The sequence below is a fragment of the Nitrospina sp. 32_T5 genome (assembly GCF_052156635.1).
Taxonomy (GTDB): Bacteria; Nitrospinota; Nitrospinia; order Nitrospinales; family Nitrospinaceae; genus Nitrospina.
On the sequence record NZ_JBQKUO010000001.1, the window covers coordinates 844339 to 867197 of the forward strand.

The following is a 22859-nucleotide window of genomic DNA, read 5'->3' on the forward strand; positions in this document are numbered from 1 at the left end:
GGTCAGCCCGATCCGTTCCTTAAAAGACATACCGGCTCAACCGGAGACCCGGCACCCAGGAGGTGAACATGCCTATACAGCGGATTGGCATACTGACCGGCGGCGGTGACTGTTCCGGCCTGAATGCCGTCATCCGCGCCCTCACCCTGTCCGCCATCCGCAACCACAACCTGAGCGTCATCGGCATCGAAAAAGGGTTCGAGGGGCTGGTCTTCAATCATTCCCAGGAGCTGACGCTCCGCAGCGTGCGGGACATCCTGCCGCAGGGCGGCACCATCCTCGGCACCTCCAACAAGGGCGATCCTTTCGCCTTCAAGGAACTCCATAAAGACGGCAGTATCACCACCCACGATTATTCTTCTTGCGCCGTAAAGACCTTCCGCGACCTCAAACTCGACTGCCTGTTCGTGATCGGCGGCGACGGCTCGCTGCAGATCGCCTACAAACTGAGTGAGCTGGGCCTGCCCGTCATCGCCGTGCCCAAGACCATCGACAACGACCTCGAGGGCACCGACTACAGTTTCGGTTTTCACACCGCGGTGCAGGTGGCGACCGACGCCATCGACCGCCTGCAAACCACCGGGCGCAGTCACGACCGGGTGATGATCCTGGAAGTCATGGGACGGAGTGCCGGGTGGATCGCGCTGGAATCGGGGATCGCCGGCGGCGCACACGTGATCCTGGTCCCGGAAATCCCGTTCGACTTCAACCTGGTGACGGGGAAGATCCGGGAACGCCAGGCCATGCAGGCACCGTTCAGCCTGGTGGTCGTGGCCGAGGGGGCGATGGAAAAGGACTGCCGGCCGATCACCCAGGAAGCCGCCACCACCCGCCTGCAGGGCGTGCCGCAGTTGGGGGGCATCGGCAACCACCTCGCCAGCCGGCTGGGACGGGACATCGACCTGGAAGTGCGGTCCACGGTACTGGGCCATATCCAGCGCGGCGGCACTCCCATCGCCTTCGACCGCGTTTTAGGCACCCAGCTGGGCAGTTTCGCCCTGCATTCGGCGTTGAAGGGACGCTTCGGCACCATGGTGGCGCTCCGCACCCCGGATTTGAACCTGGTGCCGCTCAAGGACCTGGCCGGACGCGTCCGGAAAGTGCCACTCGACTCCCAGCTCATCCGCACCGCCGAGTCGGTGGGCATCTGCCTGGGACGTTGAACGGGGCTCCCAAAACCTCTGGATTCCGCCCTGCAAAAAAGGTCAAAAATATTTTAAAAATTACTTTGCTTTCCTCTGCGGACAATCTTATATTTTTTGTATAACCTCCCGGTTTTTGGGGCGTTATCCAAAAGTACGTAGGCCACGACGCCTATGGTTTTTTGGTGTTCCTTTTCTTTGCTTGATCGAGACAAAATGGGAACGCTAAAAGGCATGACCAGGATGCGGGCAACCCAAATTGGACTCTCCGTCAAGAAATTTAAAAACGCCTGTACAGGCAACTTTATTTTTTCTGGAGAATGAGACCCATGTCCAAGACCATTCGCAGCAACAAACCGCAGATGGAAAAAAACCCGAAACAGCAGACCGGCCAGCCGGAACAGCGCAAATCGGCAAAACCGAAACCGTCCAAAGGCAAGTAATCGCTTAAACGGCGCAGTGAAAGCCGGGGAGGTGGCGTCCTGGTCCACCTCTTCCGGCTTTTTTATTTTTGAAAATCAAAAGGAGACGAAAGAACGAGGCTCCTTTCCAAACACCCTGCGATTCCCGCCTCCCCCACTTCCCCCCGAAGACAGACATCGAAATCCCCCGCTTCGTGCCGGGACGCTCTTAAAAAGAACCCGCCTCCCCCTGCAAGTGGAAACCAGGCGCTGGTCTGGAGGGGCGCGTTGCGGCGCACGGACCCGGCCCGGATGCCCGGTGGCCTCCCCGCAGCGGAGCCTTGTTTCTGGGCCATTTAGAAGCTCTTTTGCCTTGTCTTGGTCAGGGGGGTATGATACTCTATCTGGAAGCCCTCTACTGGCCTGATGACGGCGCAAGCCGTTTGTTTGTAATCATTTATCTCGCACGTCTCTGGACTGGACCAGGGGTGACCCGGTGGGTCCTGCCCGAACATGGCGGCGGCGAAGCCTTGTGGATTCGCAGTCGCGGCCGCATTTTACGGCGGCAGGCAGAACAAACCTCGACGGGTTCCTGGTACGGGAAGAAGGAGACGGAGGCTCAACCATTCGCACTCAGGAGTTTTGTTTCATGGCAGACATCGCAGTCAAAGAACTATTGGAAGCCGGGGTTCACTTCGGGCATCAGACCACCCGCTGGAATCCCAAAATGAGAGACTATATTTTCAGTGCCCGAAACGGCATTCATATTATAGACCTGCAGAAGACCATCCACAAATTCCGTGAGGCGGAAAAGTTTGTGGAGAACCTGACCCAGCAGGGCAAGAAAATTCTTTTCGTCGCCACCAAGACGCAGGCCAAGGAGCTGATTGCCGAGGAAGCCGCACGCGCCAACATGTTCTACATCAACCAGCGCTGGCTGGGCGGCACGCTGACCAATTTCCAGACCATTCGCAAGAGCATCGACCGCCTGCTGGAACTGGAACGCATGGAAGAAGAAGGCAAGTTCGCCCTGCTTCATAAAAAAGAAGCCCAGCAACGGCGCAAGGAAATCGAAAAGCTCAATAAATTCCTGCAGGGCATCAAAACCATGAAGGACCTGCCGGATGCGGTGTTCATCGTGGACACGCGCAAGGAGCGCATTGCACTGGCCGAGGCCAACAAGCTGGGCATCCCCGTGGTGGCGATCGTGGACACCAACTGCGACCCGGACGGCATCGACTACCTGATCCCGGGCAACGACGACGCCATCCGGTCGATCAGCCTGTTCACCAAGCGGCTGGCGGACATCGCCATCGACGGTCACGAGATGCACAAGGCGAAACAGAAGGACAAGAAGGAAGAGGCGGAGGCAAACGCCCAGAAGGGCGATTCCAAATCGGGCTCCGATTCCGACAAGAAGAAGGAAGAGGCCGCCGATTCCAAGTCCAAGGCGGACGCCAAGCCGAAGGCGGAAAAATCCGTTCCCGCTTGAACCGACCCGGCCTCGGGGTCCTTCCGGCCTGCCTGAGGTCAACCAGAGAAAACGAAATTCAACGACCGGTCCGGCCGGCGCACACCCCGGCTGAAAGCCAGCCACGGGAAGGTGGCCCGTCCGCGCCCGGACCCGGATCGTGCACACATCAAAAACCCGGACTCAATCGATCCAGTCAACAAGAGAGGCAATCACAATGGAAGTGACAGCAGACATGGTCAAAACCCTGCGCGAAAAATCCGGCGCGGGGATTCTGGAATGCCGCAACGCGCTCAAGGAAACCAGCGGTGACATCGAAGAAGCCATCACCTTTCTGCGCAAGAAGGGCATGGCAAAAGCGGACAAGAAAGGCGACCGCACCACGGGCGACGGCGCCATCGGCTCCTATATCCATCCCGGCGCCAAGATCGGCGTGCTGGTGGAGTTGAACTGCGAGACCGACTTCGTCGCCAAAAACGACGAGTACCAGGCTCTGCTGAAGGACATCGCCATGCATATCGCCGCCGCCAAGCCGCGCTTCACGTCCCGCGAGGACGTAACGCAGGACGTGCTGGACAAGGAACGCGAGATCTTCGCCCATCAGGCACGCGAATCCGGCAAGCCGGAGAACGTGATCGAGAAAATCGTGGACGGCAAGATGAGCAAGTTTTTCGAGGAAAACTGCCTGCTCGACCAGCCCTTCGTGAAAGACACGTCCATCAGCGTTCAGGAGCTGATCAAGCAGAAGATCGCCACGCTGGGGGAAAACATCACCGTGGGTGGGTTTTCCCGCATGGAAATCTCTAAATGAGCGACGACACGGAACCGGCGAAAGCACGTTTCAAACGCATCCTGCTGAAACTGGGCGGAGAAAGCCTGGCCGAGGTGGGCGGCTTCGGCATCGATCAGAAAGCCCTGCAGGGCATCGCTGAGGAAATCGCCGAAGCCCGGAAACTCGGCGTGCAGATCGCCATCGTCATCGGCGGCGGCAACATCCTGCGTGGCGCCACCGCCAGCAATCTGGGGATGGAGCGCGTCACCGCCGACTACATGGGCATGCTGGCTACGGTGATCAACGCCATGGCCCTGCAAAGCGCGCTGGAACAGATGGACGTGCCGACCCGCGTGTTGACGGCACTGGACATCCGCCAGGTGGCGGAACCCTACGTCCGCCGCCGCGCCATCCGTCATCTCGAAAAAGACCGCATCGTCATCTTCGCCGCAGGCACCGGCAATCCCTACTTCACCACGGACACCGCCGCCAGCCTGCGCGCCATCGAGATCGAGGCCGAAGTCATTTTCAAAGCGACGAAAGTGGACGGCGTGTATTCCGCCGACCCGATGCTCGACACCACCGCGGTCAAGTTCGAAGAGTTGACGTACCTCGAAGTTTTGAAAAAGGGGCTGAAGGTGATGGACTCCACATCGGTCAGCCTGTGTATGGACAACAAACTGCCCATGGTCATTTTCAATGTCAGCAATCCGGACGCCATCAAGCGCGCGATCATGGGCGAATCCATTGGAACCCGGGTGGGGGCAAGCTGATTCATGGACAACTTACTCAAAGATTCCGAACGCAAAATGAAAGCGACCATCGACCACCTGCACCAGGAGTTCGGCAAGGTGCGCACGGGCCGCGCCTCGGTGGCCCTGGTCGAGGACATCAAGGTCGAATTTTACGGCAACCCGACGCCGCTGAACCAGACCGCGACGCTGTCCACACCGGACAGCCGCACCATCTCCATCGCACCGTGGGACCCGACGATGCTGCCGGTGATCGAGAAGGCCATCTCCGCTTCCGACCTCGGGCTCAACCCGTCGAACGACGGCAAGGTGATCCGCCTCAACATACCCCCGCTCACCACCGAGCGTCGCCAGCAGATGACCAAGATCGTGCGCAAGTACGCCGAGGAGGCGAAGGTCGCCATCCGCAATATCCGCCGCGACTTCAACGACAAGATCAAGGCGATGGAAAAGGAAAGCGCCATCTCGAAAGACGAAGAGAAGCGCGGCCACGATCAGATCCAGAAGATGACGGACAAATACGTCGAAGAGGTGGACAAGATCGCCGAGTCCAAGGAAAAAGATGTGATGGAAGACTGACCGTTGCCGTATAATGGTCGCACCGGGGACGCCCGCACCGGAAGGGCCCGCCCGGCGAACCGGTACCCTTCGGAGGTTGTCGTCCTTGTACAAATCCCCACACATGGATCAGATCGATTTAAACCGCCTGCCGCGGCACATCGCCATCATCATGGACGGCAACGGGCGATGGGCGAAAAAGAACTTCATGCCCCGCGTGGAAGGCCACCGCCAGGGTGTGAAGTCGGTCGATCACATCGTCACCCTCTGCACGGAGATGCACATCCCCGCGCTCACCCTTTACTCCTTCTCTGACGAAAACTGGAACCGGCCGCGTACCGAGATCAACGCACTCATGAAAATCCTCGACACGTACCTGCACAAGGAACTGGAGCGGATGAAGCGCGAGAACATCCGGTTCAACACCATCGGCCGTGTGTACGAACTGCCCGCCGACATCCAGAACCTCATCCAGCACGCGAAGGACTATACGGCGGACAACGACGGACTGGTGCTGACCCTCGCCTTGAGTTACGGCGGGCGGCAGGAAATCCTCGATGCGGTGCGCAAGATCGTCAAGCAGGTGCAGGAAGGCAAGCTGCGTTACGAGGACATTGACTTCCCCGTGCTGGAAGCGAGCCTGGCGACACACGGCCTGCCGGAACCCGACCTGCTCATCCGCACCAGCGGCGAGTTGCGCATAAGCAACTTCCTCCTTTACCAGATCGCGTACACGGAACTGCACTACACCGACGTCCTGTGGCCGGAGTTCCGCGAAGACGACCTGCTGAAGGCCATCATCGATTTCCAGAGACGCGAACGCCGCTTCGGCATGATCGGCGACCAGATCGTCCAGGCCTAGCTGGCCAGTGGCAACGTTCCCAATGCGTGAGTCTGGAATCAACCAAGGCCTGCACGCGAACGATGGATGGCCTTCCCGATCAAGAAACGGGTTTGCACGGGTTACCCGCCAAAGTTGATTTGACGTTCCAACTTTTCAAGAAAGTCACCGAACCATGAAACGCATCTTGAGCGCACTCGTATTGATCCCCGTCGTGCTGGGCATCGTGCAGTACGGATCGCTGGAACTATTTTCCATCCTGGTGCTGGGTGCGGTGGTGGCCGGGTGGTTCGAATACTCGCGCATGCTGAACGCCATGGGAACACCCGGCTTCCCCAAACTGGGCCTGGCACTGTGCGTGCTTCTCACCCTGTGTTTTTACATCAATGGGTTTTACCTGATCTGGCTGGCGGCGGCGCCGATGGTCCTGCTTCTACAGGCGCTCACGCAGGGTCCCATCCTGAAAAACAATCTGGACCAAACGGGCTACACCTTTCTCGGCATCGGCTATGTCGCGGGTTTGATGAGCTTTTTCATTCTGATCCGGGAGCTGGAACCGGGGCATTTCATGATTTACTTCCTGTTCCTGGTGATCTGGGGAAGCGACACCGCCGCCTACTACGTCGGCCGAAGCATTGGAAAAACCCGGCTTGCGCCGGAAATCAGTCCCGGAAAAACCATCGAAGGGAGCCTGGGAGGGCTGCTTGGAGGATTGCTCGGCGGCCTCATCGCGAAGTACGGGTTCTGGCACGAGTTGGCTTTAAACCATTGTTTGATTATGGCGTTATTTTGCGGTATCATCGGGCAATTCGGAGATCTCGTGGAATCGATGTTCAAGCGCGCCGCGGGCGTGAAGGATTCGGGCGCGCTGATTCCCGGACACGGAGGGGTATTGGACCGGCTGGACAGTCTGATGTTCGCCGGACCGGCATTCTATTGCTACGAAATCCTGATACGCAATCCTCTCCCCGTTTGACCGTTTATTTTTTCAAAGCGAGTGGCTCACGTTTCGTCCTGCCGTTCGGCTCCACGTTGTTTATCAGGGGTTGTTGAATGAAAAAAATTTCTATACTGGGATCGACGGGTTCCATCGGCGTCAACACACTGGATGTCATTGAACGCAACCCGGACCGGTTCCAGGTCATCGCGCTTGCGGCCTGCAGCAACGTGGATGTGATCGCCGAGCAGGCACGCAAGTTCCGGCCGAAGCTGGTTTCGCTGTTCGACACCGGCAAAGTGGAAGCCCTCAGGAAAAAACTCAAGGGACTGAACATCGAAGTGGTTGAAGGACAGGCGGGCTCCATCCAGGCCGCCACCCTGCCTGAAGTGGACATGGTGGTCTCCGGCATGGTGGGTTGTGCGGGACTCGTGCCCACCTACAGCGCGCTCAAGGCGGGCAAGGCACTGGCTCTCGCCAACAAGGAAACGCTGGTGGTGGCGGGCAAGCTGATGATTGAAGCGGCGGAAGAACACGGCTGCCCCATCGTTCCCGTGGACAGCGAACACAGCGCCATCTTCCAGGCGCTGAACGGCGAACAATCCGATCGCATCAAACGCATCATCCTCACCGCGTCCGGCGGGCCGTTCCGCACCTTCACCTGCGAACAACTCGAGCACGTCACGCGCGAACAGGCGTTGAAACACCCGAACTGGGACATGGGCGCCAAGATCACCATCGACTCGGCCACCATGATGAACAAGGGGCTCGAATACATCGAGGCCAAGTGGCTGTTCGGGCTGGAGACGCAGGTGGACATTCTCGTCCACGCGCAGAGCATCATCCATTCACTCATCGAATTCGTGGACACGTCGGTGATGGCGCAACTCGGCATGCCGGACATGCGCGTTCCCATCTCGTATGCGCTGTCGTACCCGGACCGCATCGAATGCGACCTCCCGTCGCTGGACCTCGCGCAGTTGGGCACGCTGACGTTCGAGCCTCCGGACTTCCAGCGCTTTCCCTGTCTGCAACTGGCGCACGACGCGCTCGACATCGGGCAGACCATGCCCGCCGTGCTGAACGCGGCCAACGAAATCGCCGTGCAGGCGTTCCTCGACGAACTCATTCCGTTCAAGGACATCCCGGAAATCATCCGGATGGCGCTCAACAACCACAAGCCGACAGCGGTGAACGACATCGAAGATGTCCTGGAAGCGGACCGCTGGGCGCGCGAAGAAACCCGCAAGCTGGTCACCGTAACCCACTGAACTTCGTGAACGCCGCACCCGCCTCACCGATCCAAACCAACGTAAAACCGATTTCCCCCAACCCACTCGCTACTTGCGGAGGCTTTTGTGTTTCGCATCGGTAACGGTTACGACGTGCATCGCCTGGTGGAAGGCCGCAAGCTGATCCTGGGCGGCGTCGAGATTCCACACACGCTCGGCCTCGACGGCCATTCGGATGCCGACGCGCTTCTGCACGCGTTGTGCGATGCCCTTCTGGGCGCGTGCGGGCTCGGCGACCTGGGCCATCACTTCCCCGACACCGACGACCAGTACAAGGGTATCTCCAGCCTGGTCCTGCTGGAAAAGGTGAACGCTTCGCTTCGCGAAAAAGGGTTCATCGTGGTCAACACCGACGCCACCATCGTCGCGCAGAAACCCAAACTCGCACCCCACATCGACCAGATGCGAAAGAACATCGCGGACACGCTGGGCATCAACCTCTCGCAGGTGAACGTGAAAGCCACCACCACGGAAAAACTCGGCTTCGCCGGCCGCGAGGAAGGCCTCGCCGCTTACGCCGTCGCACTCATCGAGTCGCGCTGACCCTTCCGGCCTGCCTCCCCTTTTAAACATCCTGAATTCAGCTGTTTTCAGAATACCGCCCGAACGGGCCTTTCAATTTTCACTCTCCTTTTTCCTTTCCAGTTTTTTAGCATCGCGGATACGCCAAAACACAAAGACAGAAGATTGGAAATTTGGTATAACGAGTTATTCCTTTTCGGGGAAATTGCCTTTACATTAAAGAGAAGGGTGGATGGCCCACGGGCCCGGCAGTGTGCGGGCGGAAGGTAGAATACCGGAGGGGAACCGGGATGGGAACGGACCGTGTCTTCGTTCCGCAAACGTTTTTTCAGGGGAGAGGGAACATGAACGTGAAACGCATTTCTGTTTTGATCGCGCTGTCGGGATTGTTGATGATGCTGTCGTCGTGCAGTCTGTACACACCCTTGTCGCAGCCTTCAAGCTCCGCATTGCAGTTGAAGATGGACAAACAGGATTACACCCTCCTCGGGGTGGGCATGGGAACCGCGTGTTCCAATTTCTTCTTCGGGTTTCCGTCCGGCGAGCAGACTTACCAGAAGGCGGTGAACCAGGCCGTGCAGTCTCGCAACGGCGACCTGTTGATCCAGACCTCGGCCGACCTGGAGCAGAACTATTTTCCGCTTCCGTTCTTTTATTTCTGGAGCCAGTCCTGCGTGACCGTGCAGGGCCTGGTGGTCAAGCTCAACGCGTGATTGTCGACTCCGGTTATCACCCGGAAATATGAACCGTTCACAAGGTACAGGATCATGACTGGCAACGTTTGGAAACGCATGCAATGGACTTTCATTTTGGGCATCGCCGTCGCCCTGCTGGCGGGCGGCTGTGCGGCGTCGTTCAAAGCGACATCCCTGAAGGAAAACTACTCGCTGCCCCCGGACAAGCTGGCGGAAATCCTGGAACACCACCTGAACGACCGGCAGTACACCTTCACCAAAAAGGCGCTCGAGAGCGGGGACGTCGTTTATGAAATCGAGACCACCGGCGACCTGGCGGGGAACTCCGTCGGCTGGGTGGGCGTGGCTTCGAACACCGACATCACGCTGACCCTCTCCGGCAAGAACGGCAACCGCTCCTACGTTTCCATGACCGCCGAGAAGAGCAATCCCATGATCGAGGGCGAGCCGTACCTCGAAGCGAAGGCGTTGCTGGAAGACCTGCGGGTGCGCGTGAAAGAGGAGTACGGCAACGGCACCGTGGTGGCGCAGGCACCGGCTTCTTCCAACGGCGGCAAGATGAAGATCAAGATTTCGTTTCCGCCGTTCGACTTCAAGACCGAGGACGACCACGTTCTGTTGTCGGGAAGCATCGAGGCCAACGCCGAGATCAGGGACATGCAGATTCTGCTGAACGGCGAGAAACTGCCGCAGACGCGCGACCTGTCCATCGTGCAGGGCACCCGGGGCAGTGCGTTTTCGCGCAACGTGGAGTTGAAGGAAGGCAAGAACATCATCGTCATCAACGCGGTCGATGAATCCGGCCAGGTGAAACAGCACGTCATGCACGTCACCCGCACCGCGCCGGGCCAGGCGCCGGCGGAGTTGTCGGCGGACTTCAAAGGCCAGCGCTGGGCGGTGGTGGTCGGCGTGTCGCGCTACGAGCATTCGCAGAAGGGCATCCCCAACCTGCGCTACGCCGACGCCGATGCGCGCATGTTCTATGAGTTTCTGAAATCACCGCAGGGCGGCGGGTTTGCCGACGACCACATCATCTTCCTCGAAAACGAAAACGCGACGCTCGCGGAGCTGAAGCGGTCGCTGTTCGATTTCCTCGGCAAGGCCATCCGCGAAGACCTCGTGGTGGTTTACTTCGCCGGGCACGGCGCGCCGGATCCGCTCAACCCGAGCAACCTGTTTCTTTTGACGCACGACACCGATCCCGAACAGATGCGCTCGACGGCGTTCCCCATGTGGGACCTGCAGACGGCGCTGGAGCGGTTCATCCCCTCCGAGCGCGTGGTGGTGCTGGTCGACGCCTGTCACAGCGCCGGCGTGGGTGACGAGATTTCCACCCGCAACATCGGCGACGAGAACGTCATCAACCGTTACCTGCTGGAGCTGAGCAAGGCGGGCAAGGGCCGCGCCATCTTCACCGCGTCGGAGTCCGGCGAGCTGTCGCATGAGTCGCCGGAATGGGGCGGCGGGCACGGCGCCTTCACCTGGTTCATGCTGGAAGGGCTGAAGGGTCCGGCCGATTCCGACGGCGACGGCATCGTGTCGCTGGGTGAGATGATCGACTACACCTCCGAGCAGGTGCGCCGCGCCACCAAGAGCGGCCAGCACCCGGACACCTCCGGCCGCTTCGACCGCAACCTGCCCATGGCCGTCCTCAACACCAATTCCTGACACTCCGGGCAGTTTACGGGCGGGGTGTTCGGCGAACGGGCCCCACTACGTGGGGGAGGAAACGGGCTGAACGCTTGGTAAGCAGTAAGCATGCCCATTCCTTCCACGGCACAGCAATCTTCCATTGCTAAAAATTGTTTGTTACACAATATATTGTAGTTAAAATTTTACCCCCCCCTATATTTAGAAAAAACTCTAAATACCAATAAAATACCAAAATTTTAAATTTGGTATTTTCGGAAATCAGGTTAACATACCAATAAAATACCAATTATTTAAAGTTGGTATTTTATTGGTATTTCCTTTGCTATGAGTTTTGTTATTTATGAAGATTCCTGAAAGACCCCCAGACCCTAATGAAATCATTTTCAACCTCCACAAAGAGGATCCTCAGCGGGTTATTGAAATTTTTTCCAAAATTAAACCGTTAGATGACCGTGGTCGATATCTTCATTGGGAAAAAATGAAATATTTGGAGCCTCCACAGGATTTTACGGCAGAGGAGTGGTGGGCTGGAACCAAAATGGCCCGCCGTGGGATCTATCGCGAGCTTTCATTGAGAGATAAAAGACAAAACTCTTTCAAGTACTCCATCCCAGATTGCGTCTTAAAGGATTTACTCTGGTTGGAAAAGAATACAGCAGGAAGTATTCAAATGGACAGGTCCATTACTAGCCCTGAATCCCGAGATACCTACTTGGTTAGTTCACTTTTCGACGAAGCCATAAGCTCTAGTCAATTGGAAGGGGCAGCGACCACATATAAAGATGCCAAGGAAATGTTGCGGGAAGGAAGGAAGCCTATTGATATTGGCCAGCAGATGATTTTTAACAACCATCAGGCTATGTTGTTCATCAACGAAAACTTGCATGAAAAATTAACGCCGGAGATGATCAGAGAATTGCATCGGATTCTTGTGGAAGATACTTTAAAAAATCTAGATGATGCGGGTAACTTGAGAACGAAAAAGGATAATGTTCTGGTTGTGGATTCTCGGGACAACACGGTCTTGCATGTTCCACCAAATGCAGATGAACTTCCAGAGCGGCTTGAGCGCTTATGCCAGTTTGCTAATGAAAGCAGTGATCATTCCTTTTTACCAGCACCTTTAAAAGCCATCACGCTCCATTTTATGCTGGCCTACGATCATCCTTTTGTTGATGGCAACGGCCGCACAGCACGGGCTTTGTTTTACTGGTATATGGCTAAAACCAAGTATTGGATGATCCAGTATATTTCCATTTCCCAGATCCTCAAAAAAGAGTTCGGCCAATATAAAAAATCTTATTTATATGTAGAAACAGATGAAAACGATCTCACCTATTTTTTTATTCATCAATTAAGCTCAATAAGAAAAGCGGCAAACCGACTTAACGAATACCTCCGAAAAAAGTCCGTAGAAATTGAATCGGTAAAAAAACTTTTAGAGAAAACAAATTGGCTAAAACAGAAACTCAATTATCGTCAACTGGCCCTTTTGAGGCACGCCTTGGATCATCCTCATTTCGTCTATACAATTGAAAGTCACAAAAACTCTCATGGCGTTTTTTATGACACGGCCAGAAAGGACCTCCTAGCAATGTCAGATAAATACGGATTACTGGAGAAAGAAAAGTCGGGAAGAGCCTTTATTTTTATTGCACCCCCGGATATCAAAAAACGACTCTCTAAAAAGTTTAAATAATTCAGTTGAGCCAGTCTAAATGCCAACACGCAAAACGAAACCCATCAGGCTGTACACCATCGGCTTCACCAAGAAAAGCGCGGAGGATTTTTTTGCGCGGCTGAAGAAGGCGGGCGTGAAGAAGATCATCGACGTGCGGCTGAACAACGAATCGCAGATCGCCGGCTTCGCCAAGAAACAGGACCTGCCGTTCTTTCTAAGGAAGATCGGCGGCATCGACTACGAGCACCGCCCCGACCTCGCGCCGACGCAGGCGCTCATCGACGAGTACAGGAAAGAAAAGAAGGGCGTCGAGAATTTCAAAAAGAAATATTTGAAGCTGGTGAAACAGCGGAAGGTGGAAAGGGCGCTCGATCCGAAAGAGCTCGACGGCGCGTGCTTTCTGTGCTCCGAGGACAAAGCCCCCGACTGCCACCGCTCCTTCCTCACCCAGTACCTCATCCAAACCTGCCCCACCCCCATCGAAGTCGAGGATTTGTGAATTAACCTTTCAAAAGCAACCACTTTTCCCCCTTCCCAAAGCCTTTGTTTTGTGGTAGATTGACCAGTTCCGAATGAGGTCCAGTTAGCCACACGCGTCCCGTGCTGTCCTGCCGGGACTGCCGCCGTTTGAACCCCCATCTATCACACATTTTTGGGAATTTTTTCAGTGCGCCGCGAGGATCGGATTGTCATCACAGGAATCGGCCTGACCGCCCCCAACGGCAACTCCCTGCCGGAGTTCCGCCAGAACCTCTTGGAGGGCCGCTCCGGCGTGCAGAAGTTCCAGACCCGCTTCATGGGCGAGGTGCTGGCCGGCGTCTGCAACTTCGACGAACTCCGCTACCAGAAGAAAAAAGAAGTCCGCCGCGGCACCCGCGCCGGGTCCATCGCCGTCTATTGCGCCAACGAGGCGGTCATCGACTCCGGCATCGACTTCGCCGCGCTCGACAAAAGCCGCATCGGCGTCTATACCGGCACCACGGAGCACGGCAACGTGGAGACGGAAAACGAGGTGCACAACATCAGCCAGTACGACTACGACACCAAGTACTGGTCGCACCACCACAACCCGCGCACCGTCGCCAATAACCCGGCTGGCGAGGTGACGCTGAACATGGGCATCACCGGCCCGCACTACGCCATCGGCGCCGCCTGCGCCGCAGGCAACCTGGGCATCATCCAGGGCGTGCAGATGCTGAGGCTGGGCGAGGTGGACCTGGCCCTTGCCGGGGGCGTCTCCGAGAGCATCCACACCTTCGGCATCTTCGCCAGTTTCAAGGCGGAGGGGGCGCTCGCCCACCACGCCGACCCCACGAAAGCCAGCCGCCCGTTCGACAAGAGCCGCAACGGCATCGTCTGCTCCGAGGGCGGGTGCCTGTACACGCTGGAACGGCTTAGCGACGCCGAACAACGCGGCGCGAAAATCTACGGCGAGATCGTCGGCTACCACAGCAATTCGGACGCCTACGACTACATCCTGCCGGAGCCGGGCCGCCAGGCGGAGTGCATGAACGCGGCGCTCAAAAAGGCCGGGCTGGAGCCGGGGGATGTCGACATCCTCAACACCCACGCCACGGCGACCCAGCTGGGCGACATCCAGGAGGCCAAGGCCCTGCGCACGGTGTTTCCTGCTGGATCGAAAGTACGCATCAATAATACAAAGAGTTATATCGGCCACACCATGGGCGCGGCGGGGGCCCTGGAGCTCACCGGCAACCTGCCCGCGTTCGACGACGGCGTGGTCCACCCCACTATCAACGTCGACGAGGTGGACCCGGAGTGCGACGTGGCTCCTTTGAAGCTCGTCGCCAACCAGCCGGAGAAGCTGGAACAGGTGGAAATCATTGTCAATAACAGCTTCGGCATGTTCGGCATCAACTCCGTTTTGATTGTCCGAAAATACCAAAAATAGGATTGAAATTTGGGGGCTCATCGCCTACCATCGAAACTCTGGAGGAGAGAGGTTAGATGACGAAAGAGGAAGTACGCACCGCCATCCTGAATATCATTGCTGAAATCGCCCCGGACGAGGACCTGAGCACCGTCCAGGACGAGGAGAAGCTCCGCGACCAGTTCGATCTTGATTCGATGGACTTTCTGGACATCGTCATGGAACTGCGCAAGCGCTTCAACCTCGAAGTGCCGGAAGCCGATTACCCCCAGCTGGTCACGATGAAAAGCTGTGTCGAATACCTGTTCCCGCGTCTCAAGGACCGGCACCTGGTAACCTGACACCGCGCTGTCCATCCGTACCAAATCCGATCATCCCGCAACCCCTCCGGGGCCGGGATTTTCTTGTTTTTTAAGCCTGAATCCTTAACAATACGGCATGGTGTACGATGCGCTCATAATCGGCTCCGGTCTCTCCGGCCTGGCCGCGGGCATCCGCTTGGCGATGTTCAACAAGAAGGTGCTGATCGTCGAGAAGCACGTGGAGGTGGGGGGACTCAACTCCTTTTACGTGCGCAAGCAGAGGATGTTCGACGTCGGCCTGCACGCCATGACCAACTACGTGCCGAAGGGCGCCCGCAACGCGCCCTTGAGCAAACTGCTCAAGCAGCTGCGCTTCCGCCACGAGGATTTCCGCCTCTGCCCGCAGCACCAGTCCGAGATCCGCTTTCCCGGGCACGCGCTCCGCTTCACCAACGACTTTTCCGTGCTGGAGGCCGAAGTCGCGCGCGCCTTCCCGGCGCAGATCGACGGCTTCCGCCGCCTCGTCGCCCAAATCCGCGATTACGACGAACTCAACCTCAACAACAGCCGCTTCACCCCGGCCCGCGCCGTGGTGCAGGAATGCATCACCGATCCCGTCCTCATCGACATGCTGTTCTGCCCGCTCATGTACTACGGCAGCGCCAGCGAGGGCGACATGGATTTCTACCAATTCGTCATCATGTTCAAATCCGTCTTCATGGAAGGTTTCGCCAAGCCCCAGGGTGGCATGCCCTACATCCTGAACCTGCTGGTGGACAAATACAAAACCCTGGGCGGCGAACTGCGCATGGGCGCCGGCGTGAAGGCCATCCACGCGCCGGACGGGGCTTTGCAGTCGGTCGAGCTCGAAAACGGCGAGACGGTGCTGGCCGACAAGGTGATCTCGTCGGCGGGTTACATCGAGACGCTCCGCCTGTGCCGTCCCTGCCCGGTGGAAGAGGCGAAATGCGAAGAGGGCCGCATGTCGTTCATGGAGTGCCTGTTCGTGCTCGACCGCCAGCCGAAAGAGCTGGGTTACGACAAGAGCATCGTGTTCTTCTCCACCCGGCCGCGCTTCGACTACCGCGTGCCTGCCGAGGCGGTCGACGTGACCAGCGGCGTGCTGTGTGCCCCCAACAATTTCGAGTACCCCGAGCCCGGCGAGGGCATGCTGAGGCTCACCAACCAGGCCAATTACGGCATGTGGAACGACATGGTCCGCGCCGATTACCGCGCCGCCAAGAAAGAATGGCGCGAGCGCGCAATCGAGGAAATCCTTCAATTTTTCCCCGATTTCCGGCATAATGTTGTGTTCACGGACGCGTTTACACCCAAGACCATCTTCAAATACACCGGACACCTCAACGGCGCGGTGTACGGTGCCCCCCACAAGATCAAGGACGGGCGCACGCCCATCCGCAACGTCTTTATTTGCGGGACAGATCAGGGTTTTTTGGGTATCATTGGGGCGACCTTGAGCGGCATTTCCATGGCCAATCTGCACGTATTGCAGGCCGAAAACAAACCGGAATACGGGAGAATTTGATGGCAAAGGACTGGTTGAAAGGGGTGAAGTCGGCCTACGACACGGTCATTATAGGAAGCGGACTGGCGGGGCTCACCGCCGCCAACATGCTGGCCCGGTTCGGGCACCGGGTGCTGGTGCTGGAGCACCACTACAACCTGGGAGGGCTGGCCACCTGGTTCAAACGGAAGGGCGGCCACATCATGGACATCTCCCTCCACGGCTTCCCCATCGGCATGATCAAGACCTGCCGCAAATACTGGTCGAAAGAAATCGCCGACTCCATCATCCGCCTGCGCAACATCCGCTTCGACAACCCCCAGTTCGCCTTCGGCACCACCTTCGACAAGGATGACTTCACCGACCTGATGCGCGAACGCTTCGGCATCCTCAAGGAAACCATCGACGAATTTTTTGAGACCGTTCGGGCGATGAATTTCTACGACGACGTGAAGATGACCACGCGCGAACTGTTCGAAAAGTTCTTTCCCGGCCGGACCGACGTGCACCGCCTGCTGATGGAACCGATCACCTACGCCAACGGGTCCACGCTGGACGACCCCGCCATCACTTACGGCATCGTGTTCTCCAACTTCATGGACAAGGGCGTCTACACCTTTCAGGGCGGCACGAATGAGCTGATCCGCAAAATGAAAAAGGAACTGCAAAAAAACGGCGTGGACATCCGCACCCACTGCCTCGTCGAAAAAGTGCTGGTGGAGGACAAGCAGGTGACCGGCGTGCGCGTGAACGGACGCGAGATCCCCGCCAAGGCGGTGCTTTCCAACAGCAACATCCTGAACACCATCGAAAAGCTGACCGGCAAAGAGCATTTTTCCGAGGAGTTCATCCAGGAAGTGCGCGACGTGCGCCTCAACGACAGCAGTTGCCAGGTGTACATCGGCATCAAAAAGGGCGAGAAGATCGACAACGTGGGCGACCTGCTGTTCACTTCGCAGAAAGAGGAGTTCGATTCCGAGGAACTGCTCGACTTCCACACCACCAGCCGCACGTTTTCGTTTTACTACCCGGAGATCCGCCCCGGCCACAACCAGTACTCCATTGTCGCCTCGACCAACGCCCGCTACAAGGACTGGGCATACCTGAGTGAAGAGGAATACCAGGCGAAAAAGGACGAGTTGATCGAACGCACGCTGGAGGCCCTGGAGCGTTACGTGCCCGGCGTGCGGAAGAAGATCGACCACGTGGAAGCGTCCACGCCGAAAACGTTCAAGCGCTACACCACGCATCCCGGCGGCGTGTCGTTCGGCACCAAGTTCGAGGGATTGAAAGTCAGTCGCGAACTGCCCAACCAGATCGCCGGGCTGTTTCACGCGGGATCGGTGGGCATCATCATGTCCGGCTGGCTGGGCGCCGCCAACTATGGCGTCATCGTCGCCAACGAGGTGGACAAGTTCGTTTCGTCCCTCAGCAAGGCGAAACTCGAAACAGTCAACGCCTGACAGTCGGGCCTCCGGCAGACGTGGCACAAAGCCGGCGTACCCTCTCTCCAACCGACTCCATGCAATTCGATTTCACAGACCAGACGGTGATCGTGACCGGCGGCACCCGTGGTATCGGGCGCGGCATCGGCGAAGCTTTCCTGAAAGCCGGGGCCACCGTCGTCGCCACCTACCTGTCCAACCGGGACGCCGCAAAACAGTTCCAGAAAGACCATGCCGATGCGGGAGACCGCCTGCACGTCATGCAGTGCGACGTCACCAACCTGGAAAACGTCGAGGCGTTTTACAAATACGTGACGGAAACACTCGGCACGTTTCATGTGCTGGTCAACAATTCCGGCATCCGCCGCGACGCCATCGTCGGCATGATGACCGAGGAGGACTGGCGCGACGTGGTGGATACCAACCTCACCGGCACCTTCACCATGAGCAAGCTCGCGGTGCAGAACCTGTCGCGCAAACGCTACGGGCGCATCATCAACATCACCTCGCCCATCGGCAAGTTCGGGTTCGCCGGGCAGGCCAACTACGCCGCCACCAAGGCCGGGCAGGTGGCCTTCACCAAATCGCTGTCAAAGGAAGTGGCCAGCCGAAAGATCACCGTCAACTGTGTGTCGCCGGGGTTCATCGACACCGATTTCATCGCCGACCTGCCGGATGAACAGAAACAGCAGTACCTCGAACAGGTGCCGCTGAAGCGGTTCGGCACCGTGGAGGACGTCGCCCACTGCGTGCTATTCCTCGCCAGCCGCGACGCCGCTTACATCACCGGCGCCGTGCTCGAAGTGACCGGCGGATTGTAACCAGGCCACGCTGGGAGGAAACGTGGCCCACTGCATCCAGTTGCTTGTGGTCAACGCGCCGCGAGCGAACGAGGGTGTGTGGGAGGCCGATGCGCACCCCCTTCTCCGAAGGGGGCTGGGGGGCTTTTTCCTTAAGTTGTTTTTCTGAGGAGCGGAACGCGACGAAGGATCAATTTGAGTGGAAAATTTATGAACGACGAAATCTTAAACACCATCCCGCACCGGCCACCGTTCCTGTTCGTCGATGAAATCGTCGAGCAGACGGACACCCGCATCCACACACGCAAGACCATTAATGCCGACGAGCCGTTCTTCAAAGGCCATTACCCGGACTTTCCCATCATGCCGGGCGTGCTCATCTGCGAATGCGTGTTCCAGGCGGGGGCGTTGTTGATGGCCAAAAAACTGGGCACCGAGGAAGGCAAGGTGCCGGTGCTGACGCGCATTCAGAACGTGAAATTCAAGCAGCCCGTATATCCCGACAGCGTGCTCGACATCCGTGTCGAGTACGGCGAGAGTGTCGGCCCGGCGCATTACATGAAAGGCAAGGCCGAAGTGAACGGGAAGACCGCGGTGTCGGTCGAGTTCACCGCCATGCTCATGGAGGAACAGCGGTGAGTTTCCTCAACCTCGAAGGCAAGAGCATCCTCGTCACCGGCGTCGCCAACAAGAAGAGCGTCGCCTGCCACATCGGCAAAACGCTGGAGGCTGAGGGCGCGAAAGTTATTTACAGCGTGCGCTCGGAGGACCGCAAGGCCAGTTTAAAAAAACTGCTCGACCCGGCACCGATGTTCGTCTGCGATGTGGAGGACGAGGCGCAGATCGACCGCCTGCGCGACGACGTTTCCAGAACAACGGACACCTTGCACGGCCTCGTGCATTCCATCGCCTTCGCCAATTTTGAAGATGGACTCAAACCGTTTCACGAAACGGCAAAGCGCGATTTCCTGCAGTGCGTGGACATTTCCTGCTACTCACTCATCCGCCTTTCGAACGCGTTCAAGGATTTGTTCGCAAAAGACGCGTCGGTGGTGACGGTGGGCATCTCCACCACGCGCATGGCGGCGGAAAACTACGGCTACATGGGACCCGCCAAGGCGGCGCTCGATTCCTCGCTCGCCTTCCTCGCCAAGTCGTTCAGCGCGTTTTCTCAGGTGCGGTTCAATTCGGTGAACGCGGGCCTGCTCAAGACTTCCGCTTCGGCGGGCATCCCGGGCTACCTCGACTCGTACATGCACGCCGAGCAGTTGACGCTCCGCAAGAAAGCCTTGCAGACGCAGGAAGTGGCGAACACCGCCGTGTTTCTGCTCAGCGAACGGGCCAGCGGCATCAACGCGCAGGGCATCGTGCTCGATGCGGGTATGAGCATCAACTACTTCGACAAGGACATCGTCCGCCGCGCCCAAAGGCCTGACGCGGAATAACCGGGCACCTTTCCGGGAAATTCACCTGCCTTTCTTCCCGGCACCTTTCTCTCATTGAAAACAGTCGAATCCACCTCAATCAAAAGCCCCCACATTTCCTGAACCAAAGTGGCGTGCCGGGGTTTTTATTTTCGGGCAGGGGCCTATATTTAATAATAGAGCATCCTCGATAAAAACTTTGAGGCGGGACGGGTCATGGATATCGCAAGCCAGGAACTTCTTGAAGTGTCAACGGAATTGGAAGAGAAGGTGCAGGAGTTATACCGCAACGTCGCCGGGCGCATTGATGACCCGGTGGTTAAGAATTATTTATTGCTGATGGCCCGGGATGAAGCTCATCATGAAAAGCATTTTGAAGACATGCTGGGCACAGAGGAAAGTCGGCATTGCGCCTGGAACCACAGCCCGAAGTTGCGCGAACTGATTGACACGCAGATTCAAAAAAAACTGTTTCCAATGGTGGACCACATGCTTGATCGCATGCACGATTCCGTGGATATCCCAAAAGCACTGGAGGTCTGCCTGAAATGCGAGGAGATGTCCGTCGAATTCTATGGACTGATGCGGGCAAGTTGTGAGGATGTGGAAACCAAGTCGGTTTTGATTGAGCTGGAAAGCGAAGAGAAGTCGCACCGCGACTTCATCCGGGCCCTGCTTCAGCACTGGGAAGAAAGGTTTGGTTGAAACGATGATACCAACCGGCCGTCTCCTGTCTCTTTAAAACAGTTTGGCCTGCCGGTCGGTGGGATCGCGGAAGTGGTCGGTGGCCAGTTTCGGTCCGCCTGCCGCAAACCCCGCCTGTTTGCGAGCGAGCGAAAACATCTGTTTGATCTGCTCCGCGTACACCCCTTCCCCTTTCATGCGTGCGCCGAAGCGCGTCTCGTTCAATTCTCCACCGCGCACTTCGCGGATGCGGTTCAACACTTTTCCCGCCTGCGTCGGCACGTGCGTCTCCAGCCATTCGCGGAACAGGTCTTTCAATCCATACGGCAGACGCAGCACCTGGTATCCCGCAAACTGCGCGCCCGCGTCTTTCGCCGCCTTGAGCAAGGCGGGGATTTCATGGTCCGTGAGACCGGGAATGATGGGTGCCGCAAGCACACCAACGGGCACGCCCGCCTCGGTCAACGCACGCACGGCATCGAGCCGCTTCTCCGGCGTCGAGGCACGCGGCTCCAGCTTGCGCGCCAGGTCCGCGTCGAGTGTGGTGATGGAAAGATACACCGCGGCGCAGTTGAACGCTGCAAGCTCCGACAATACGTCGATGTCGCGTGTCACGAGCTCGTTTTTGGTGATGATGGCGATGGGGTTGCGGAAATCGAGCGCCACTTCCAGGCAGGCGCGGGTGAGGCCCAGTTTACGCTCGACGGGTTGATACGCGTCAGTGACGCCGGAGACGGCGACCACTTGCGGGGTCCAGCTTTTTCTGGAAAGGGCCTGCCGGAACAGTTCCGGCGCGCTTGGCTTGACGAGGATCTTGCTTTCAAAATCGATTCCTGCCGACAGCTCGAAATACTCGTGGGTCGGCCGCGCGTAACAGTAGGCGCACCCGTGCTCGCACCCGCGGTAGGGATTGAGGCTGGTATCGAAAGGAATGTCCGGGCTGTCATTCGACGACAGGATCGACTTCGAGATGTCCTGCCAGAACTCGGTGTCCTTGCCCGGGCCCTGGGGATCGTCCAGCCAGTCCTCGGCCGTGGACCGGTCGAGGGGCTTGAACCGGTTCGCGGGGTTGCTCCCCGCTCCCCGGCCCGTTGCCTGTTTCGCGGACGATCCTTGTTGTGGTTTCATTCCATTCCGTCACGCCCCATCAATGCTTGTGCGTGCCCTTTTCCCAGTATTCCTGGATCATCGCCCAAGCGCGGTGGGTGAGATGGCACTTCTTGCACCCTTCCTTGCCGATGATACCGACGCTTTTCCAGAACTCGCCGGGATTCGGCTTGTCCTGCATCAACGTGTCGCGCATGTCGTCGAAGGCCTTGTTGACCTCGTCGCCGACAAAGAACTGTTTCACCGCGTCGGTGGTGTGGCACTTCGAGCAGGTGGATTTCAATTCCATGAAGCGCTGTTTGAATCCGCGCACCGCCTTGGCCGATCGATCGTACTGCCCCTCTTTGAAGTTGGTGGTGACGGCGTTGAACGAGCCGGAAATCTTGTGCATGAACTTGCCATAGGGCAGCTCTTCCTCGGTGACCGGATCGGTGATCTTTATTTTATCCACGTGCGGCCAGTGGAAATGCGCCCATACGGAGACGTAGTTGTCCGCGTGGCATTTGCCGCAGGTCTTGGCGACCCCGCCGGAGGCCTCGCCGATTTTTTTGGCATCGCGGGTCGTGACCGCCTGGGCGAAATTGTGCGCCGCCTTGAGGTCGAAATACTCCTCCCATTCCGGAACCAGCTTCGATGTGTCCTCGTAGGCTTTCACGAAATCGGCCGCACGCTGTTCCGCGTTTTCCCAATCCTGCTCCGCTATGTTGGTGAACACCCCACCGAAATTCCCGGACAGGGCGTGCATCTGCTGGATCCACTTCGGTTCCTTGGATTGAGGCGGGTAGAGTTTTTTGAGGGAGTCCGGCGGCGGTTTCACCACCAGGTCCTTGGCCAGAACGGGCGCAGCCGCCCACAACAGCAGTGCAACGAAAACAAAGGCGGAGAATTGGAAAAGACGGATCATGAAGCCCTCCCGGTTTGGGGTGATCGTAAAATACGATTGAGACTTCCATTATACCTAAAC

The 22859-nt window shown here is 57.7% G+C and carries 23 protein-coding genes; 21 read left to right on the forward strand and 2 right to left on the reverse strand.

Annotated features, from left to right (window positions below; all coding sequences use genetic code 11):
• Nucleotides 1-68: 68 nt before the first annotated feature.
• The 21 genes from ACTRW9_RS03920 (at nt 69) to ACTRW9_RS04020 (ending at nt 20809) form a co-directional block, all read left to right on the forward strand.
• A complete protein-coding gene (locus ACTRW9_RS03920) occupies nt 69-1163 on the forward strand; it encodes a 6-phosphofructokinase (protein ID WP_442428373.1) in 1095 nt (364 codons plus the stop codon).
• 1029 nt (nt 1164-2192) lie between these two features.
• Nucleotides 2193-3035 (forward strand): 30S ribosomal protein S2, encoded by an 843-nt coding sequence (gene rpsB / locus ACTRW9_RS03925; protein WP_442426832.1) that lies wholly within the window; start codon nt 2193-2195, stop codon nt 3033-3035.
• Nucleotides 3036-3231: 196 nt separating this feature from the next.
• Nucleotides 3232-3825, forward strand: a complete 594-nt coding sequence (gene tsf, locus ACTRW9_RS03930) for a translation elongation factor Ts (RefSeq protein ID WP_005007260.1) — start codon at nt 3232-3234, stop codon at nt 3823-3825.
• Nucleotides 3822-4559, forward strand: coding sequence for a UMP kinase (pyrH, locus tag ACTRW9_RS03935; protein WP_442426834.1), 738 nt, complete (start codon nt 3822-3824; stop codon nt 4557-4559). Before tsf ends, pyrH begins: the two co-directional genes overlap by 4 nt.
• Nucleotides 4560-4562: 3 nt before the next feature.
• Complete coding sequence (gene frr, locus ACTRW9_RS03940; protein WP_442426835.1) at nt 4563-5117, forward strand: ribosome recycling factor; 555 nt, start codon at nt 4563-4565, stop codon at nt 5115-5117.
• Nucleotides 5118-5220: 103 nt separating this feature from the next.
• Complete coding sequence (locus ACTRW9_RS03945) at nt 5221-5958, forward strand: isoprenyl transferase (protein ID WP_442428374.1); 738 nt, start codon at nt 5221-5223, stop codon at nt 5956-5958.
• A 154-nt stretch (nt 5959-6112) separates the two neighbouring features.
• On the forward strand, nt 6113-6913 hold the full coding sequence (locus ACTRW9_RS03950; protein WP_442426837.1) for a phosphatidate cytidylyltransferase: 801 nt from the start codon (nt 6113-6115) through the stop codon (nt 6911-6913).
• Nucleotides 6914-6990: 77 nt separating this feature from the next.
• On the forward strand, nt 6991-8145 hold the full coding sequence (locus ACTRW9_RS03955) for a 1-deoxy-D-xylulose-5-phosphate reductoisomerase (RefSeq protein WP_442428375.1): 1155 nt from the start codon (nt 6991-6993) through the stop codon (nt 8143-8145).
• 87 nt (nt 8146-8232) lie between these two features.
• Nucleotides 8233-8709: a 2-C-methyl-D-erythritol 2,4-cyclodiphosphate synthase gene (gene ispF, locus ACTRW9_RS03960; RefSeq protein ID WP_442426839.1), complete on the forward strand. Its 477-nt coding sequence runs from the start codon at nt 8233-8235 to the stop codon at nt 8707-8709.
• 323 nt (nt 8710-9032) lie between these two features.
• Entirely contained in the window at nt 9033-9401 is a 369-nt protein-coding gene (locus ACTRW9_RS03965; RefSeq protein WP_442426840.1) for a hypothetical protein, read from the forward strand.
• 54 nt (nt 9402-9455) lie between these two features.
• A complete protein-coding gene (locus tag ACTRW9_RS03970; protein WP_442428376.1) occupies nt 9456-11051 on the forward strand; it encodes a caspase family protein in 1596 nt (531 codons plus the stop codon).
• A 325-nt stretch (nt 11052-11376) separates the two neighbouring features.
• Nucleotides 11377-12735, forward strand: coding sequence for a Fic family protein (locus ACTRW9_RS03975; protein WP_442428377.1), 1359 nt, complete (start codon nt 11377-11379; stop codon nt 12733-12735).
• A 19-nt stretch (nt 12736-12754) separates the two neighbouring features.
• Nucleotides 12755-13216 carry a DUF488 domain-containing protein gene (locus tag ACTRW9_RS03980; RefSeq protein ID WP_442428378.1) on the forward strand — a complete coding sequence of 154 codons (462 nt, stop codon included), beginning with the start codon at nt 12755-12757 and terminating at the stop codon, nt 13214-13216.
• A gap of 168 nt (nt 13217-13384) precedes the next feature.
• A complete protein-coding gene (locus ACTRW9_RS03985) occupies nt 13385-14629 on the forward strand; it encodes a beta-ketoacyl-[acyl-carrier-protein] synthase family protein (RefSeq protein ID WP_442428379.1) in 1245 nt (414 codons plus the stop codon).
• A gap of 56 nt (nt 14630-14685) precedes the next feature.
• Nucleotides 14686-14949 (forward strand): acyl carrier protein, encoded by a 264-nt coding sequence (locus ACTRW9_RS03990; protein WP_005007223.1) that lies wholly within the window; start codon nt 14686-14688, stop codon nt 14947-14949.
• A 97-nt stretch (nt 14950-15046) separates the two neighbouring features.
• Entirely contained in the window at nt 15047-16456 is a 1410-nt protein-coding gene (locus ACTRW9_RS03995) for a phytoene desaturase family protein (RefSeq protein ID WP_442428380.1), read from the forward strand.
• A complete protein-coding gene (locus tag ACTRW9_RS04000; protein ID WP_442426846.1) occupies nt 16456-17898 on the forward strand; it encodes a phytoene desaturase family protein in 1443 nt (480 codons plus the stop codon). The genes ACTRW9_RS03995 and ACTRW9_RS04000 overlap by 1 nt, the downstream gene beginning before the upstream one ends.
• A gap of 59 nt (nt 17899-17957) precedes the next feature.
• A complete protein-coding gene (gene fabG / locus ACTRW9_RS04005; RefSeq protein ID WP_442428381.1) occupies nt 17958-18701 on the forward strand; it encodes a 3-oxoacyl-ACP reductase FabG in 744 nt (247 codons plus the stop codon).
• A gap of 189 nt (nt 18702-18890) precedes the next feature.
• Nucleotides 18891-19319, forward strand: coding sequence for a 3-hydroxyacyl-ACP dehydratase FabZ (gene fabZ, locus ACTRW9_RS04010; RefSeq protein WP_005007201.1), 429 nt, complete (start codon nt 18891-18893; stop codon nt 19317-19319).
• Complete coding sequence (locus ACTRW9_RS04015) at nt 19316-20125, forward strand: enoyl-ACP reductase FabI (protein WP_442428382.1); 810 nt, start codon at nt 19316-19318, stop codon at nt 20123-20125. Before fabZ ends, ACTRW9_RS04015 begins: the two co-directional genes overlap by 4 nt.
• 195 nt (nt 20126-20320) lie before the next feature.
• A complete protein-coding gene (locus ACTRW9_RS04020; RefSeq protein ID WP_442428383.1) occupies nt 20321-20809 on the forward strand; it encodes a ferritin-like domain-containing protein in 489 nt (162 codons plus the stop codon).
• 33 nt (nt 20810-20842) lie between these two features.
• Here ACTRW9_RS04020 and ACTRW9_RS04025 read toward each other — a convergent pair whose 3' ends face one another.
• Together ACTRW9_RS04025 and ACTRW9_RS04030 are read right to left on the reverse strand one after the other, a co-directional pair.
• A complete protein-coding gene (locus ACTRW9_RS04025; RefSeq protein WP_442428384.1) occupies nt 20843-21916 on the reverse strand; it encodes a PA0069 family radical SAM protein in 1074 nt (357 codons plus the stop codon).
• A 19-nt stretch (nt 21917-21935) separates the two neighbouring features.
• Complete coding sequence (locus ACTRW9_RS04030; protein ID WP_442428385.1) at nt 21936-22799, reverse strand: hypothetical protein; 864 nt, start codon at nt 22797-22799, stop codon at nt 21936-21938.
• Nucleotides 22800-22859: the final 60 nt, after the last annotated feature.

What these genes read in the sequence shown, in the direction of transcription:
- ACTRW9_RS03920 (WP_442428373.1), top strand. Translation starts at nt 69, where the DNA reads ATGCCTATACAGCGGATTGGCATACTGACCGGCGGCGGTGACTGTTCC.
- rpsB (WP_442426832.1), top strand. Translation starts at nt 2,193, where the DNA reads ATGGCAGACATCGCAGTCAAAGAACTATTGGAAGCCGGGGTTCACTTC.
- tsf (WP_005007260.1), top strand. Translation starts at nt 3,232, where the DNA reads ATGGAAGTGACAGCAGACATGGTCAAAACCCTGCGCGAAAAATCCGGC.
- pyrH (WP_442426834.1), top strand. Translation starts at nt 3,822, where the DNA reads ATGAGCGACGACACGGAACCGGCGAAAGCACGTTTCAAACGCATCCTG.
- frr (WP_442426835.1), top strand. Translation starts at nt 4,563, where the DNA reads ATGGACAACTTACTCAAAGATTCCGAACGCAAAATGAAAGCGACCATC.
- ACTRW9_RS03945 (WP_442428374.1), top strand. Translation starts at nt 5,221, where the DNA reads ATGGATCAGATCGATTTAAACCGCCTGCCGCGGCACATCGCCATCATC.
- ACTRW9_RS03950 (WP_442426837.1), top strand. Translation starts at nt 6,113, where the DNA reads ATGAAACGCATCTTGAGCGCACTCGTATTGATCCCCGTCGTGCTGGGC.
- ACTRW9_RS03955 (WP_442428375.1), top strand. Translation starts at nt 6,991, where the DNA reads ATGAAAAAAATTTCTATACTGGGATCGACGGGTTCCATCGGCGTCAAC.
- ACTRW9_RS03965 (WP_442426840.1), top strand. Translation starts at nt 9,033, where the DNA reads ATGAACGTGAAACGCATTTCTGTTTTGATCGCGCTGTCGGGATTGTTG.
- ACTRW9_RS03970 (WP_442428376.1), top strand. Translation starts at nt 9,456, where the DNA reads ATGACTGGCAACGTTTGGAAACGCATGCAATGGACTTTCATTTTGGGC.
- ACTRW9_RS03975 (WP_442428377.1), top strand. Translation starts at nt 11,377, where the DNA reads ATGAAGATTCCTGAAAGACCCCCAGACCCTAATGAAATCATTTTCAAC.
- ACTRW9_RS03980 (WP_442428378.1), top strand. Translation starts at nt 12,755, where the DNA reads ATGCCAACACGCAAAACGAAACCCATCAGGCTGTACACCATCGGCTTC.
- ACTRW9_RS03990 (WP_005007223.1), top strand. Translation starts at nt 14,686, where the DNA reads ATGACGAAAGAGGAAGTACGCACCGCCATCCTGAATATCATTGCTGAA.
- ACTRW9_RS03995 (WP_442428380.1), top strand. Translation starts at nt 15,047, where the DNA reads ATGGTGTACGATGCGCTCATAATCGGCTCCGGTCTCTCCGGCCTGGCC.
- ACTRW9_RS04000 (WP_442426846.1), top strand. Translation starts at nt 16,456, where the DNA reads ATGGCAAAGGACTGGTTGAAAGGGGTGAAGTCGGCCTACGACACGGTC.
- fabG (WP_442428381.1), top strand. Translation starts at nt 17,958, where the DNA reads ATGCAATTCGATTTCACAGACCAGACGGTGATCGTGACCGGCGGCACC.
- fabZ (WP_005007201.1), top strand. Translation starts at nt 18,891, where the DNA reads ATGAACGACGAAATCTTAAACACCATCCCGCACCGGCCACCGTTCCTG.
- ACTRW9_RS04020 (WP_442428383.1), top strand. Translation starts at nt 20,321, where the DNA reads ATGGATATCGCAAGCCAGGAACTTCTTGAAGTGTCAACGGAATTGGAA.
- ACTRW9_RS04025 (WP_442428384.1), bottom strand. Translation starts at nt 21,916, where the DNA reads ATGAAACCACAACAAGGATCGTCCGCGAAACAGGCAACGGGCCGGGGA.
- ACTRW9_RS04030 (WP_442428385.1), bottom strand. Translation starts at nt 22,799, where the DNA reads ATGATCCGTCTTTTCCAATTCTCCGCCTTTGTTTTCGTTGCACTGCTG.